The organism is Arthrobacter sp. H14, from assembly GCF_000520495.1.
Taxonomy (GTDB): Bacteria; Actinomycetota; Actinomycetes; order Actinomycetales; family Micrococcaceae; genus Arthrobacter_C.
Genome location: NZ_KI914646.1, coordinates 61,075 through 76,012, shown reverse-complemented (window position 1 = coordinate 76,012; position 14,938 = coordinate 61,075). Strand labels below are relative to the sequence as shown.

At 63.5% G+C, this 14,938-nt stretch carries 10 protein-coding genes and 1 riboswitch; of the genes, 8 read left to right on the top strand and 2 right to left on the bottom strand.

Features of this window, described 5'->3' with window-relative positions:
- The first annotated feature begins 170 nt into the window (after positions 1-170).
- Positions 171-1,163, top strand: coding sequence for a hypothetical protein (locus Y707_RS24650; RefSeq protein WP_155852842.1), 993 nt, complete (start codon positions 171-173; stop codon positions 1,161-1,163).
- 125 nt (positions 1,164-1,288) lie between these two features.
- Here Y707_RS24650 and Y707_RS0109040 read toward each other — a convergent pair whose 3' ends face one another.
- Complete coding sequence (locus Y707_RS0109040; protein WP_026534844.1) at positions 1,289-1,981, bottom strand: queuosine precursor transporter; 693 nt, start codon at positions 1,979-1,981, stop codon at positions 1,289-1,291.
- Positions 1,982-2,128: 147 nt separating this feature from the next.
- Between Y707_RS0109040 and thiD the strand changes: the two genes are divergently transcribed.
- The 6 genes from thiD (at position 2,129) to Y707_RS0109010 (ending at position 11,834) form a co-directional block, all read left to right on the top strand.
- Complete coding sequence (thiD, locus tag Y707_RS0109035) at positions 2,129-2,977, top strand: bifunctional hydroxymethylpyrimidine kinase/phosphomethylpyrimidine kinase (protein WP_026534843.1); 849 nt, start codon at positions 2,129-2,131, stop codon at positions 2,975-2,977.
- A 379-nt stretch (positions 2,978-3,356) separates the two neighbouring features.
- On the top strand, positions 3,357-7,142 hold the full coding sequence (locus tag Y707_RS24645; protein WP_162150201.1) for a S8 family peptidase: 3,786 nt from the start codon (positions 3,357-3,359) through the stop codon (positions 7,140-7,142).
- Positions 7,143-7,368: 226 nt separating this feature from the next.
- On the top strand, positions 7,369-8,397 hold the full coding sequence (locus tag Y707_RS0109025) for an isopenicillin N synthase family dioxygenase (protein WP_026534842.1): 1,029 nt from the start codon (positions 7,369-7,371) through the stop codon (positions 8,395-8,397).
- 80 nt (positions 8,398-8,477) lie between these two features.
- Positions 8,478-8,575, top strand: a riboswitch (SAM riboswitch).
- 92 nt (positions 8,576-8,667) lie between these two features.
- Positions 8,668-10,071 (top strand): LLM class flavin-dependent oxidoreductase, encoded by a 1,404-nt coding sequence (locus Y707_RS0109020; RefSeq protein WP_026534841.1) that lies wholly within the window; start codon positions 8,668-8,670, stop codon positions 10,069-10,071.
- A gap of 54 nt (positions 10,072-10,125) precedes the next feature.
- Positions 10,126-11,175 carry an NAD-dependent epimerase/dehydratase family protein gene (locus tag Y707_RS0109015; protein WP_026534840.1) on the top strand — a complete coding sequence of 350 codons (1,050 nt, stop codon included), beginning with the start codon at positions 10,126-10,128 and terminating at the stop codon, positions 11,173-11,175.
- Complete coding sequence (locus Y707_RS0109010; RefSeq protein ID WP_026534839.1) at positions 11,172-11,834, top strand: alpha/beta hydrolase family protein; 663 nt, start codon at positions 11,172-11,174, stop codon at positions 11,832-11,834. Before Y707_RS0109015 ends, Y707_RS0109010 begins: the two co-directional genes overlap by 4 nt.
- Positions 11,835-11,966: 132 nt before the next feature.
- Here the strand turns inward: Y707_RS0109010 and Y707_RS0109005 are convergent, their stop codons facing one another.
- Positions 11,967-13,484 (bottom strand): helix-turn-helix transcriptional regulator, encoded by a 1,518-nt coding sequence (locus Y707_RS0109005; protein WP_026534838.1) that lies wholly within the window; start codon positions 13,482-13,484, stop codon positions 11,967-11,969.
- Between the two features lie 122 nt (positions 13,485-13,606).
- Here Y707_RS0109005 and aceA point away from each other — a divergent pair, with 122 nt between their 5' ends.
- The gene (gene aceA / locus Y707_RS0109000; RefSeq protein WP_026534837.1) at positions 13,607-14,905 is read left to right on the top strand and encodes an isocitrate lyase; all 1,299 of its coding nucleotides are present in this window, start codon (positions 13,607-13,609) and stop codon (positions 14,903-14,905) included.
- Positions 14,906-14,938: the final 33 nt, after the last annotated feature.

The window sequence follows — 14,938 nt, the reverse complement described above, 5'->3', positions numbered from 1 at the left end:
CACCCACGCTCCACACCGCCCGGTCAGCCCATAGGCCGCGCGTCAGCCCACTGCAGCGCCCTGACTGGCGGCTAAGGTGCTGATTCGACACCACGGGTAAGCCGAACCGAGTTATCCACACTCCGAATTTCATTCCAGTACGGTAACCGCTCCTGCTGGAGACTGGAATCGTGGATGTAAAAGAATTACCCGCGCTCGAGTGCGATGACGCTGCCCCCGAATCGCAATTCTGGAGTACGGCCCAGCTCGCCGACGCCGGAATGAGTGATAGAGACGTACGGAAGTCGATGATTGCCGGTCGGTTGAAGCGCCTTCGACGTGGCTATTACACCAGCGCCGATCTATGGAAAGACCTCGCACCCAAGGACCGGGAACTTCAACAGATTCTGGCTCACGCACACGCCCTTGGTGGTAAACCGGCAGGCGCGTACAGCCATGGAACAGCAGCCCGCCTTCACGGCTTATGCCTCTGGCAGGTCGAACCATTCATTCACCTAACGCAATCGTTCAAGTCTTCCTCCAGTAAGGGGCCCGCAGACGTCCGCAGACACTTCCGCGGATTGGCTGCGCACGAGCTCACAATGGTTCGTTCCTTGCCCGTCACCACGCTGGAACGTACCGTCATCGATTGCGCGGCCTCACTCGGCTACCGGCAGGCGCTCATCATCGCCGACCATGCGGCCCGTTTGGGAGCCGACCCGGAACAAATGAGTCACATGGCTTCGGCCATGAACGGTGTTTGCGGGGTGAAGAGTGTCCGGCGCGTTCTTGCTGACCTCAATCCCCTTTCCGAATCCCCCGGTGAGACTCTCACGCGGATCCTGATCATGGAAACCGGATTGGTAATGCCTCAACTGCAGTTGCAGGTCTCGACGCCGTCCGGTGAGTATCGCCTCGACTTCGGCTGGGAAGACGCCAAGGTTGCTTTAGAGTTCGACGGCGACACCAAGTACTTCGACTATGCGCCGACTCCGAAAGTCCTCCTGGCCGAAAGGAAACGCGAAAAGGCGCTGATGGAGCAAGGCTGGGTGTTCGTCCGACTTGAGTGGAAAGACCTGTTCCAGCCGGACGAGGTGGAACGCCGAATCAGCAACGCGCTGTGGAAGGCCGCGAGAACGCCGGTCAGCCCTTCGGCCGTGCGTCAGCCCACTGCAGCGCCCTGACTGTCGGCCAGGGGGCTGACCAGGCATACCCCGCACGGCTAGGGGGCTGACCCGGCATACCCCGCACAGCCAGGGGGCTGACCCGGCATGTTTGGCGGGGGTCGCCGGTTAGCCGCCCGATGAGGTTATGAAGCGGCGGGAACCTGACCGTAGGTCGGCTCGCGCTTCTTGATCCAGCGGATGACCGCGGTCGTAACGGGCAGGAGCAGGAATTCGACGCCGGTCTTGTAGAGGAATCCCACCAGCACGTAGTTGGCGAAGTCGCCGACGGTGGTGATGCCGATGACGGAGGCCGCAATGGAGCAGAAGATCAGCGTATCGGCGAACTCGCCCACGCCGGTGGAGCCCATCAGGCGTGCCCACAGATGCCGTTCCTGATTGCGCGCCTTCATGCTCACCAGGACCCAGGAGTTCAGTGTCTGTCCGACGACGAACCCGAGCAGGCTCGCGAGCACGATCAGCGGCACCGGCCCCAGCACGGATGCGAGCGCCTCCTGGTTGGTGTAGAAGTCCGCCGACGGGAGGGCAATAACGATCCAGAACGTCAACGAGGCGAGTGCCGCCGTCGCAAATCCGGTAATAATTGCCCGGCGCGCGGCCCTGAAACCGTAGACCTCGCTGAGCACGTCGCCCAGGATGTAGGCCAGCGGGAAGAGGAAGAATCCGCCGTCGGTAATGATGGGGCCGAATGCGACACCCTTGGAGGCTCCGATATTGGACAGGATCAGCACCATGCAAAAGAGCGCCAGCAGGATGTCGAAGTGGGAGCTGCCGCGGGAGGCGAACCGGGTTTGGACCTTGTCCTGGAGTTGAGTCATGACTATCGCATTTCTAGAAGTGGTTGGCGGATTTCTCCGCTGTATTAGCACTTGCCGGCCTCAGAGACCGCACACAATTCTGTCACGGTCGACGCCGATAGCGGAATGGGTGGCCACCTCCCCGGGGGAACGTGGAAAAATGGGGGCATGTCCATCACTGCAGAAACCACTGAACGCCCCGCCGTCACCCTGACCATCGCCGGATCGGAAGCCACCGGCGGCGCAGGGGCACAGGCGGACCTGAAAACCTTCCAGCAGCTCGGCGTCTTCGGCATCACGGCCCTGACCTGCATCGTCGCGTTTGATCCCAAGGACAACTGGAATCACCGCTTCACGCCGGTGGAGCCGCAGGTGATCGCCGACCAGCTCGAAGCGATCCAGGCGGCCTATGACCTCGACACGGTCAAGCTCGGCATGCTCGGCAGCCCCGCCACCATTGACACCGTCGCCACCGCGCTGAAGAGCCAGGAGTGGAAGAATGTCGTGCTGGATCCGGTGCTCATCTGCAAGGGCCAGGAACCGGGTCATGCACTGGATACCGATGAGGCTCTGAAGGCGAAGATGCTGCCGCTGGCCACGTTCGTCACCCCCAACCACTTCGAATCGCTGTCTTTGTCAGGCATGGACAAGATCGAGTCCGAGGAAGACCTTATCGAAGCCGCAAAGGCAATCCACGCGGCCAGTGGCGCGGCCGTCCTGGCCAAGGGTGGGGTCCGGCTGGAAGGCGCTGACGCCATCGACGTTTATTACGACGGCGAGACTCTCGAAGTTCTGCGCGCACCGAAGGTCGGCGAGGTAGCAGTCAGCGGAGCAGGCTGTTCACTCGCGGCGGCCATCACGGCCGAGCTGGCCAAGGGCGCTTCCCCGCTTGACGCCGCCCGGACCGCAAAGGAGTTCGTGACCGCCGGGATCCAGGCCCGCGTTGCCTCGAACGCCCCCTTCGACGCCGTTTGGCAGGGCGGCGCTGTGCAGAAGGCACCGGCAGCCGCCAGCTAGAACAATCAGGAACCTTCAGAGGCGTGGCATCCGATCGGGTGCCACGCCTCTTGTCGTGCGGGCGTAAACAGCTTCCCCATCTTGTCGTGCGCTATTATTCCGGAGGATCCGCCCATGTCAAGAGGTAACAGCCAATTCCAAGTCGATACACGGCCAATGGTTGACACCCATTCAGCGTGGCCAAAGGGTGGTAAATGGTGGTCTGGCCGATCGGGGGGCAGACCGCTCTCCAATGGAGAATCCGGCCAGGGCCACCCTGCCGGGATTCCCGGCGGTGACTGAGTTGAATTGTGTATGCACTGCAATGGCGCTGCCGCCGCACCGAACTCGCCGATAAGGTCGATGTGGCGGCTCATGGCCACCCTCAATGAGGAGACGAATGAGCAAGAAACTCCCCCACAAGGCCGGGACGCGCGTCCTGGCCTCCATAGCAGGATTGGCAATGGCCACAAGCTTTTGCGCTCCTGCGATGGCAACCCAATCGAACACCGACGAGAACCGTTCCACCCACGCGAATCCATTCCTGCAACTGCCCGTGGAAAAGCTCGGCGGCAATCTGGCGAACATGACCGGCAAAGTCGCCGTTTATGTCCAGTTTGAAGGCGAAGGCGCCTACGAACAGACCCAGCCGGCTGCCGTCGAAAACGGTAACAAGAAGCCGGTCGACAAGTCCGCGGCGGTCAAGCAGATCCGCAAGAACATCAAGGCCAAGGCGAAAGGCGTCGTCAATTCCGTTGACGGACAGCAGCTGTACGTCACCACCAATACCCTTCCCGGCGTCGCCGTCAGCGCGGATGCGGACATCCTGAAGGAACTGGCCAAGCGCGACGACGTCGTCAAGGTCACTCCGATTGTCCCCAAAACCCGGGACAACAAGGGCGCTGTCATCGACACCGAGGCGCTCAACACCTGGGTGGAGCGGGATGTGACCGGCGAAGGCGTCACCATCGCCGTACTCGACACCGGCGTCGACTACACCCACGCTTCCTTCGGCGGCCCCGGCACGGTCGAGGCGTACCAGAAGGCGCAGGCCAGCGAGACGTTGCCCGCCGATAACTCCGGCCTGCTCGATCCGGAGAAGTTCATCGGCGGCTGGGATCTGGTTGGCGACGACTACAATGCCAACCCTGCCTCGCCCAGCTATCAGCCGGTTCCGAATCCGGACCCCAACCCGCTGGATTGCGCCAGCGCCGGGCACGGATCACATGTCGCCGGCAGCGCTGCAGGTTACGGCGTCAATGCAGACGGCAGCACCTTCACCGGCGACTACTCGGAACTGACTACCGAGGAAGTAAACGGCATGCGCGTCGGCCCCGGCTCCGCTCCCGAAGCGCAACTTGTCGGCATCCGCGTCTTCGGCTGCGCCGGCTCAAGTGCCGTCGTCGGACAAGCCCTGGACTACGTCCTGGATCCCAACGGCGACGGCGATTTCGGTGACCGTGCCGACGTCGTCAATATGTCCCTGGGCTCCGATTTCACCCCGACTGACGACCCGGAAAACGACATCGTCAACGCCCTGACGGATGTGGGAATCCTGTCGGTGGTCGCTTCCGGCAATGCCGGTGACGTGTACGACGTCGGCGGCGCCCCGGGCAACGCACGTTCAGCTTTGACCGTGGCCAACAGCGTCGGTTCGCAGATCACACTGGACCGGGTCGATGTACTCGCGCCTCAGGATGTGGCGGGTCAGAAGGCCGGGCAGTACAGCGTGAACTACGACTACGCCGCAGCCACCACGGAGGAACTGACCGGTGATGTCGTAATGGCGCCGGAAACCAACAAGTTTGGTTGTGAGCCGTACACGGCGGAAGAGGCAGCCGCACTGGCAGGCCACTGGGTCTGGATCCAGTGGGAAGAGAACGGGGCATTCCCCTGCGGCTCGGCCCAGCGGTTCAATAACGCCGAAGCGGCAGGCGCAAACGGCGTCGTGCTTGATTCACCACGTTCCGTTTTCGACGCCGGTATCGCAGGCAACGCCACCATTCCGGGCGTACAGCTCAACAATGAAAGCTCGGACCAGCTGCGTCCTGCCGCCGAGGCCGGAACGCTGACCGTCCAGCTCAGCCCGGAGTACCTGGGGGCGATCTCTGCCGACTCGGACGCGAAGGACACGCTCAACGCCAGCTCCTCAAGGGGCGTGCATGGCAGCAACGGCGTCCTCAAGCCCGACGTCGCGGCTCCCGGCACGCTGATTGGTTCCGTTGCAGTCGGATCCGGTGACGGTGTGGCGGTCAAGTCCGGCACGTCGATGGCCACGCCGATGGTCGCCGGTATCGCCGCCCTGGTCTACAGCACCGGCGTGACCGACGCTCTGCAGGTGAAGTCCATGGTGATGAACACCGCCGTGCATGACATCCTGGCTGGCAACGGCGTTCCCTTCGCGCCCAACCGGGTCGGCTCCGGCCGCGTCGACGCGCTCGCTGCCGTCAACACCGACGTCTACGCCTACGCGACCGAGGACGCATCGCTCGTCTCGCTCGCTTTCGGCGTCATCGAAGCAGGCACCGCACCAGTGTCCATCACCAAGAGCGTGACCGTCCGGAACACGGGTGATACTGGCCAGTCCTACGCGGTCAATTACGTGCCCGCGGTGGAAACGCCGGGTGTCGTCTACTCAACACCGGGCAGCGTCACCGTCCGGCCCGGCGGCGAGGAGACCGTCGACGTCACCATGACGATCGAGGATCCGACCGCGTTGCGGCACACACTGGATCCGACGATGGAGACCTTCCAGCTCGGATTGCGCCGGGCATACCTGTCCGACGCCTCCGGCTGGCTGGAGCTGACTGCGGCAGATGCACCGAAACTGCGCGTTCCGGTCCACTCTGCGCCTCAGCCGGTTTCGGCCATGAGCGCGGGTGAAGCGCTGAAGTTCGATGACGACAAGGACCTGAGCACGGAAGTTCCGTTCGAGGGACGGGATCTCTACCAGGGTTCCTTCGCCGACGGATCGCTCTACACCTCCCTGGTGGGAGCCTTCGAGCTCGGTGCCGAAAGCCCGCGGCTTGCCGACGACGAGATCGCCGTTGAGTCCTCGCGCCGGGTTGATCTGCAGTATGTTGGCGCCGGATCAAACGTTCCTGCGCTGGCTGCCGCCGAGCGGCCGCTGGACAACGCGATGATCAACTTCGGTGTCAGCACCTGGCAGAACTGGTCGGCGATGACGCCTTCCACCAGCGTTGGTGTCGAGATTGATGTCAACACTGATGGCAGGGCGGATTACCTCGCCCGGACCGGCATGGCGGCCGGTCTGGATCTGGTTCTGGTCTTCCTTTATGATCTGGAAACCGGCGAGAACGTCGGCCTGCAGGTCATGAACAATATGGCCGGCAACGCCGACTTCCAGACGGAGAAGACCAATCCGTTCGACACGAATGTCATGACGCTTCCGGTTGCACTGTCCGATCTGGGCCTCAATCCGGAAGCGGCAAAGGACATCAGCTACCGGGTGGTGACCACCAGTTACTACAGCGCCGATGAAGAGGGCAACGCAGTTCCGGTGGACTCCACTGACTGGATCTCCTACAACCCGGTCCGTCCGGATGTATGGTTCGAGCCCGGCGAGTTCGACGGCCCGGCAGACCTGCTGTTCAACGATCACGAAGGCAACGGCGTCACGGCCCACCGGGCTAAGCACGTGACCGATGCGCAGGCGCTGTTCCTGCACCTGCACAACAACACGGGCGCCATTGGTGCGGGAGATCCGAACCTGTACCAGGAGGAATCGCTGAAGACCTTCGGCGGTGCTGATGGCGGCAAGGCCGAGGTGTTGCCGCTCGAGGTCGGAACCACCGACGGCGGCGGTGAGGACGACGGGAACGGCAAGCCGGATTTCGTCCCCGAGCCGGCGGACCGGAAGGACCTGAAGAAAGACAGCCGGATCGATCTGGGTCTGGACGATGAGAAGTTCCCCCGCGGAGCCTCCGACGTCGTCCTGGAGAACCTCGACGCCGGCGGGTGGGTCCACGTCTACCTCAAAAGTTCCAGCCTGGGATGGCACGAGGCTTCCGCGGACGGCACCGTTACGGTGACGACTCCGGAGGACACCCGGCCGGGCAGGAACAAGATCGCGGTCTTCGACAACGAGGGCGAGCTCCTCGGTTGGGACAAGATCAAGGTCGTTGGAACTCCGCCGGACAAGCTGATGGAGAAGCAAGACGGCTAAAGACCTTGGGATGGGGTTAACCCAGTCTCAGGATAGATGAGGGGTCCGGGCGGCACATCCGCCCGGACCCCTCGCCGTCCCGGACGAGTTCATCCCTCCCCGTGGACCATCCCAGGCGCCTCGCCTCCCTCGGAATAATTTCTCCTCCGGAGTGCCTGCGTCGGGCCCGGAATTATTCCGTAATGTTTGTGCTTCTCATTGTGGCCGACGGTGCTAGCCTGCCAACATGAATGCACCTCAGGCGACGATTCCCGTCCTGGACATGAGCACCGCCCGGCTGGCCGACGGCAGCTTCAATCCGGAATTCATCGACCAGCTACGTGATGCGGCCCATCGCGTCGGCTTTTTCCAAATCACCGGCTACGGCGCCGCCGAGGGCCAGGTGTCCGCACTCCTCGATTCGATGAAACGCTTCTTCGACCTGCCTCTGGAGGAGCGGCTCAAGCTTGACAACCGAAACTCCCCGCATTTCCGCGGCTACACCCGGATGGGCACCGAACGGACCCAGGGGCAGGCCGATGCCCGCGAGCAACTGGACTACTCGCCGGAGAGTGCACCCGTCGCCGATTATCCGCAGGATCAGCAGTACTGGCTGCTCCGGGGTCCGAACCAATGGCCCGACGAGGTTCAGCCGGACCTGCGGGAGAACGCCATGGCCTGGGCGGAATTGATGTCCGGCGTTGGCCAGGTGCTGCTCTCGGCCATCGGAGTGGGACTGGGCCTGCCGGAGGATTACTTCGACGAGCCGTTCGGCGGCACTCCGCACTGGATGGGGAAGCTGGTGCACTATGTTGGCGGCGTCGTGGAGGACGCCGGTGACCAGGGAGTAGGAGTCCACGCCGACTATGGCTTTGTCACTCTACTGCTGCAGGACCTGGTTGGCGGGCTGGAGGTGCGGCCGCCGGAGTCTGATGAGTGGCTGCCGGTGGAGCCGATAGAGGGTGCACTGGTGGTTAATCTGGGCGAGATGCTGGAAGTTGCCACCGACGGTTATATTACGGCCACGGTCCACCGCGTCACCGCGCCACCACCCGGCGTCGACCGCTACTCAGTGCCCTTCTTCTGGGCTCCCCGCCTGGATGCGGTCATCGACCCGGTTCCCCTCCCAAACGAGCTCCAGGCGGCCTCCCGTGGCCGTACCGATGATCCGTCCAACCCGATGCTCTCGAGCTTCGGCGCCAATATGCTCAAGGGCCGGGCGCGCGCCCATCCGGACGTCACCGGCAAATTCCACCCGCAGCTGCTTCCCAGGTAGGCATTGCGCCACATTTGCGTTAAGGATTATGACCGACGGAAATTTCGTTACACGGTCCATATGAGGTCAAATAGAGGCTGTAACCATCCCGAGCGGCCGAGAGACCTGGATCGTTGAAGCCGCAGCAACCAAGTCGTGTTTTCCACGAAAAAGGTGCTACTGCCAGGACCGATGGAGAAGCATCAGCTGAAGCAGACTCTCCCGTGCTCACCCGCGCGGAGCCATGCGGCAGGATGCGCAATCCATGGGCCGACTCGAAGGAGCCCTGCGATGACAACGAACGACAACTCCCCGCGGCACATCCGCTTCAATGCCTTTGACATGAACTGTGTCGGCCACCAGTCGCCTGGACTGTGGCGCCACCCGGATGACCGGTCCGCCGATTACACCGATATCCGCTATTGGACCGAACTGGCCAAGACCCTTGAGAAGGGTTTCTTCGACGGGATCTTCATCGCCGATGTGCTGGGGACCTACGATGCCTTCGGCGGCAACCGCGATGCGGCGGTGCGCTCCGCCGCCCAGACGCCGGTCAACGATCCTGCCCTGCTCGTCTCAGCCATGGCCCTGGTCACCGAGCACCTCGGCTTCGGCATCACCGCCGGCACCGCCTACGAACATCCCTACCCGTTTGCCCGCCGGCTCTCGACGCTGGACCACATCACCAATGGCCGGGTCGGCTGGAATGTGGTGACCGGATACCTGCCGTCCGCGGCCCAGAACCTGGGCGCGAAGGACCAGCTGGCGCATGACGAACGGTACGACCACGCCGATGAATACCTCGAGGTCATCTACAAACTGCTGGAAGGCTCCTGGGAGGACGACGCCGTCGTACGCGACCGCGAAACAGGCGTCTTCACCGACCCGGACAAGGTCCATAACATCGGCCACGAGGGCAAGTACTTCAACGTTCCGCTGAGCCATATCAGCGAGCCCTCCCCGCAGCGGACTCCGGTAATCTACCAGGCAGGTGCCTCCCCGCGGGGCATCGAATTCGCGGCGGGAAACGCCGAGGCGATCTTCGTCGGTTCCCCCACGAAGACTCAGCTGAAGGAAACCGTGAAAAAGATCCGCGACGCCGTCGAGGCCGCCGGCCGCGACCGGCGCTCGGTGCGCATCTACACCCTGCTGACGATCATCACGGACGAGACCGCCGAAAAGGCCGAGGCTAAGCATCAGGACTACCAGCGCTACATCAGCAACGAAGGAGCGCTGGCGCTGATGTCCGGATGGATGGGCGTGGACCTGTCCGGCTATGACCTCGACGAGCCGATTGGCAATGTGGATTCGAACGCTATCCAGTCCGCCGTGACGAATTTCCAGAAGGTGAACGACGACGGCACGCCGTGGACCCTCCGCGATATCGCCGAATCGGCCGGCATCGGTGGCTTGGGCCCGCGCATGGTCGGCTCCGGAGCGGAAATCGCCGAAGAGCTGATCTCCTGGGTGGACGAGACCGACGTCGATGGCTTCAACCTCGCCTACGCAATCACTCCCGGCACGTTCGAGGACATTATCAAGTTCGTGGTGCCGGAGCTCCAAGAGCGCGGCGCCTACCCCACCGAATACGTCGAAGGCACGCTGCGGAACAAGCTGTTCAATAAGGGAGACAAGCTGCCCGTTGAGCACAAGGGCAGCAGCTTCCGGATTGGAAGTGCGGCACTGGCCCAGTAGGTACGGTTCGGGCGGTGCATTGTTGTGCCGCCACCGCATTGCTACCGTCAGAGCATGCGTATTGCGATCGTAGGGGCTACCGGAAACGTCGGGACTGCGCTGTTGCGGCGCTTCAAGCAGGCAGCGGCAGAGCACGACGGCGGGGTGCAGCTGGTCGGGATAGCCCGGCGGCTGCCGGACGACTCGGCGGAACCGTACGACGGCGTCACCTGGGTCAGGCACGACGTCGCCTCGGGCGGGCATGCAGAGCTTGTCGAAGCACTAAAGGGGTGCGACGTCGTCGTGCATCTTGTCTGGGTGCTGCAGCCCAATCGGGACGAGGAGGCAATGCGGCGCATTAATGTGGGCGGCACCGCCAATGTGCTCGCTGCCGCCGCGGAAGCCGGTGTTTCGCAGATCGTCTGTGCGTCGTCGCTGGGTGCCTACTCCGCCGGACCGAAAGACCGGCTGGTGGACGAGAGCTGGCCGACCGGCGGGATCGAATCTTCCCACTACAGCCGGTTCAAGGCCGAACAGGAAGCACTGCTGGACGGGTTCGCGGCTCAACATCCCGGCATCACCGTCTCGAGGATCCGCCAGGCGTTGAGTTTCCAGGCCGAAGCCGGGAGCCAGATAGCAGGCTACTTCATCGGATGGTTGCCCACACCGTCCATCCACCGGCTGCGTCTCCCGCTGCTGCCGTTTCCGGCCGGGTTCATCTTCCAGGCCGTGCATGCAAACGATCTGGCTGACGCATATTGGCGCGTTATCGATCAGCGCGCCGCCGGAGCATTCAATATCGCCGCTGACCCGGTGCTGGGCCCTCACGCCGTCGCCGCATTGGTTGGCGCCAAACGCTGGCTGCCCGTCCCCGTCCCGCTGGTACGCTCACTGGTCCAGGTTGGTTGGAAGCTCCGGCTGCTGGCACTTGATCCCGGCTGGATCGATATGGCCCGCGGCACGCCTCCCATGGATACCACCCGGGCACGCACCGAGCTGGGTTGGTCGCCGAAGGTGGACGCGCTCTCCGCAATCCGTGAGTTGCTGGAAGGGATAGGCACCGGGCGAACGATCGATGCATCGCCGAGCATGGGACGACGCGCGAAGCGGGGCAGCCGGCCGTGACCGCTGAAATACCAATAACGATCACCACCGGAGACGACACCGTCTCGGGCATCTATGCGCGCCCTGAATCGCCCTTCGCCACGATCGTCGTAGCCCACGGGGCTGGAGCCGGCATGGACCATCCCTTTCTGTCCGGCTTCACCAAGGCCCTGAACGACGCCGGTGCCGCCACCCTGCGCTTCAATTTCCCGTACCGGGAAGTTGGCAAGAAGTTTCCCGACCGGCCACCGAAGGCTATTGCCACGTGGCGGTCTGTCATGGAGGAGGCAGCGGCCCGGTCCGAGGGCGAACCGTTGTGGGCGTCCGGCAAGTCGTTCGGCGGACGCATTGCCTCCATGGCGGTGGCTGAAGGGATGGCGGCTGCCGGACTAATCTACCTCGGCTATCCGCTGCACCCGCCGGGTAAGCCGGAGAAGATCAGGGACGAGCACCTTTACGGCCTGACCCTGCCGATGCTCTTCCTGCAGGGAACCCGCGACACCTTGGCCACCACGGACACGCTGGAGCCGGTCGTGGCCGGGATCGGAACCACTGCGACCCTTCGCTGGTTCGAGGGCGGGGACCATTCCTTCAACGTCGTAGGCAACAAGCGGCCCGCCGAGGAGGTCGGCGCCTCGCTGGCCGGACCAGTCGTGGAGTTTATCCGCGCCTACAGGTGAGACGCGCACGAGGCGATTGACATAAGCCGGGCACAGCGTATTGCCCAGGAGTAAAACCCGGGTCGAGACGCGCGAATGCCTGAAATTGGGCCGTGTTGTACTCCCCTGCCGTACAGGAACAACGGGCGCCTGCTATTGCCCGGCGTGGGCCTGAAGGAACTGGTACACCTCGGTCTCGTCCACGCCGGGGAATGCGCCCTGCGGCAGCGCGGCCAGCAGGTGGGTGTTGGCGCGGGCGGCCGGCCAAGCCTGACCGGCCCACACCGCAGACAGGCCCTCCGGTGGACGACGGCAGCACGTCTCGTCCGGGCATTTCGACCGGGACCGTTCGGTGGTGTCCCGGCCACGGAACCACTTCACCTGGGCGTAGGGGACGCCGATGCTCAGCGAGTACAGTCCGGATGAGTGCCGTTCTGTCCGGGCGGTGCACCAGAAGGTGCCGACTTTCGTGTCGGTGTACTGGTTGTAGGCCCGGAACTTGTCCGGCACGTCGAACACTTCGCGTGAGGTCCAGTACCGGCAAATTGGCTGGCCCTCGATGGCGCCCGTGTGGTCGGCCGGGAAGTTGACGCCGTCGTTCTCATAGGCCTTGTGGATAATCCCGGATTCATGCACCTTCTGGAAATGGCAGGTGATGCCCAGGTGCTCGGTGGCCAGGTTGGTGAACCGGTGCGCCGCGGATTCATAGGAGACCCCGAAGGCATCCCTCAGGTCCTCGATCGCCAGCTCCTTCGCGTTCTTGGCCTGCTGCAGGAACGCCACGGTGTCCCGCTCGGGCATCAGCAGCGCGGCGGCAAAGTAGTTCGTGTACACGCGCTGGCGCAGGAAATCGCTGTAGTCCACCGGTGTCTCATGGCCCAGCACGTAGTGTCCCAGCGCCTGCAACAGCACGGAACGCGGATCATGATCCGCGCGCGAGCTCTGGGTCAGGAAAATTATGCGGTTCTTCAAATCCGTCACCGAGCGGGTCGAGTGCGGCAGGTCCCCCACAAAACGCAGCCCGAAACCGAGGTGTTCGGCAATGTCGGCGGCCACGTGGTGGGACAACGGACCGGATGAATGCCCGACGGCGTCAAGCAGCCCCTGTGCCTGCCTCTCGATCTCCGGGTAGTAGTTGTTGCGTTCGCGCATCTCGGTACGCAGTTCGGTATTGGCGCGCCGGGCCTCCTCCGGCGTCGCGGCCTGCTCGTCCAACCGGCGTTCCAGCTCGTTCTGCAAGCCCACCATTGACTCGAGCACATCCATCGGCAGACGTGACGAGATCCGCACGGTCGGCAGTCCGAGTGCCTGATACAGCGGGCCGCGCTGCGCCCGTTCCAGTTCGATTTCCAGTGCGGCGCGGCGGCTTGGCGGCTCTGACCCCAGGAGTTCGTCGATGCCCACGCCGAAGGCCGCGGCCAGAGCCTTGATCATCCCCAGCTTTGGTTCACGTTTGCCGTTTTCGATCAATGACAGCTGGCTGGGGGCCGCTGCGACTGCCTCACCCAGACCGTCCAGCGTCATGCCGGCCGCCTTGCGCAAGTGGCGCACCCGGCGTCCCAGTGAGATCACGTCGATGCCGGCGTCGCCGTTGTGATCCGGGGTGGAAGGTTTACGGGGCCGGTTCCAGCTCTGAGTCTGCATTTCTTGATGATACGAGAAGAAAGGCAAATCTTTCCAGTTATTTCCTCTGGTAAGTGCTTGCAGAGTGCAGAAAGGTGGATGTTACGAAGAAGTTCCGCCTCACCGCGAACCGGCTCCCGCCGGTTCAGCACCAGACAAGGAGAGCCACCATGACGCAGAATCAGACTCCCGAAGCCCGCATCGAAGCCCTCGAGCTGGAATGGCAGGCCGATCCCCGCTGGGAGGGAACGCGCCGCGACTACTCCGCTGCCGACGTCGTCAAGCTGGCCGGCCGTGTGCAGGAGGACCATACACTGGCACGACGCGGGGCCGAAAAGCTGTGGACGCAGCTGACTGAAGAATCGGCGCAGGGCAAGTACACGAACGCCCTCGGCGCCTTGACCGGGAACCAGGCCGTCCAGCAGGTCAAGGCCGGGCTGCGGGCCATTTACCTCTCCGGCTGGCAGGTTGCCGCCGACGCGAATCTCTCCGGACAGACCTATCCGGACCAGTCGCTGTACCCGGCCAACTCGGTTCCGCAGGTCGTGCGCCGGATCAATAACGCACTGCTGCGGGCGGACCAGATTGAATTCGCCGAAGGCGTCCAAACCGTCGAGGACTGGATGGTGCCGATCGTCGCCGATGCCGAGGCCGGCTTCGGTGGACCGCTCAACGCCTACGAGTTGATGAAGTCGATGATCGCTTCCGGCGCGGCGGGCGTGCACTGGGAGGACCAGCTCGCCTCCGAGAAGAAGTGCGGACACCTGGGCGGAAAGGTGCTGATTCCCACCTCGCAGCACGTCCGGACTCTCAACGCCGCCCGGCTGGCCGCCGACGTCGCTGGCACTCCCTCTGTGATCGTCGCCCGCACCGATGCAGAGGCCGCCACACTGCTGACCTCCGACGTCGACGACCGGGACCAGCCGTTCCTCACCGGCGAGCGCACCGCCGAGGGCTTCTACAAGGTGACCAACGGCATCGAACCATGCATTGCCCGGGCGAAGGCCTACGCCCCGTACTCCGACCTGATCTGGATGGAGACCGGGACGCCCGACCTGGAACTGGCCCGCAAGTTCGCGGAGGCCGTGAAGTCCGAATTCCCGGACCAGATGCTGGCCTACAACTGCTCGCCGTCGTTCAACTGGTCCAAGCACCTGGATGCGGAAACGATCGCGAAGTTCCAGCGCGAACTCGGAGCGATGGGCTACACGTTCCAGTTCATTACCCTGGCCGGTTTCCACGCCCTGAACTACTCGATGTTCGACCTGGCCCACGGCTACGCCCGGGATGGCATGAGCGCCTACGTCGACCTGCAGGAGCGCGAATTCGCTTCGGAATCCCGCGGCTATACGGCCACCAAGCATCAGCGCGAAGTCGGCACCGGCTACTTCGACGCGATCTCCACAGCCCTGAACCCTTCGGGCAGCACCCTCGCGCTGTCCGGTTCCACCGAAACATCGCAGTTCTAACAACCCGTATTGGTTTGTGGCGGGCAGGACCGT

Bases quoted from the DNA above. Each gene is read 5' to 3' on its own strand.
- aceA (WP_026534837.1), top strand. From the start codon at position 13,607: ATGACGCAGAATCAGACTCCCGAAGCCCGCATCGAAGCCCTCGAGCTG.
- Y707_RS0109040 (WP_026534844.1), bottom strand. From the start codon at position 1,981: ATGACTCAACTCCAGGACAAGGTCCAAACCCGGTTCGCCTCCCGCGGC.
- Y707_RS0109020 (WP_026534841.1), top strand. From the start codon at position 8,668: ATGACAACGAACGACAACTCCCCGCGGCACATCCGCTTCAATGCCTTT.
- Y707_RS0109025 (WP_026534842.1), top strand. From the start codon at position 7,369: ATGAATGCACCTCAGGCGACGATTCCCGTCCTGGACATGAGCACCGCC.
- Y707_RS24645 (WP_162150201.1), top strand. From the start codon at position 3,357: ATGAGCAAGAAACTCCCCCACAAGGCCGGGACGCGCGTCCTGGCCTCC.
- thiD (WP_026534843.1), top strand. From the start codon at position 2,129: ATGTCCATCACTGCAGAAACCACTGAACGCCCCGCCGTCACCCTGACC.
- Y707_RS0109015 (WP_026534840.1), top strand. From the start codon at position 10,126: ATGCGTATTGCGATCGTAGGGGCTACCGGAAACGTCGGGACTGCGCTG.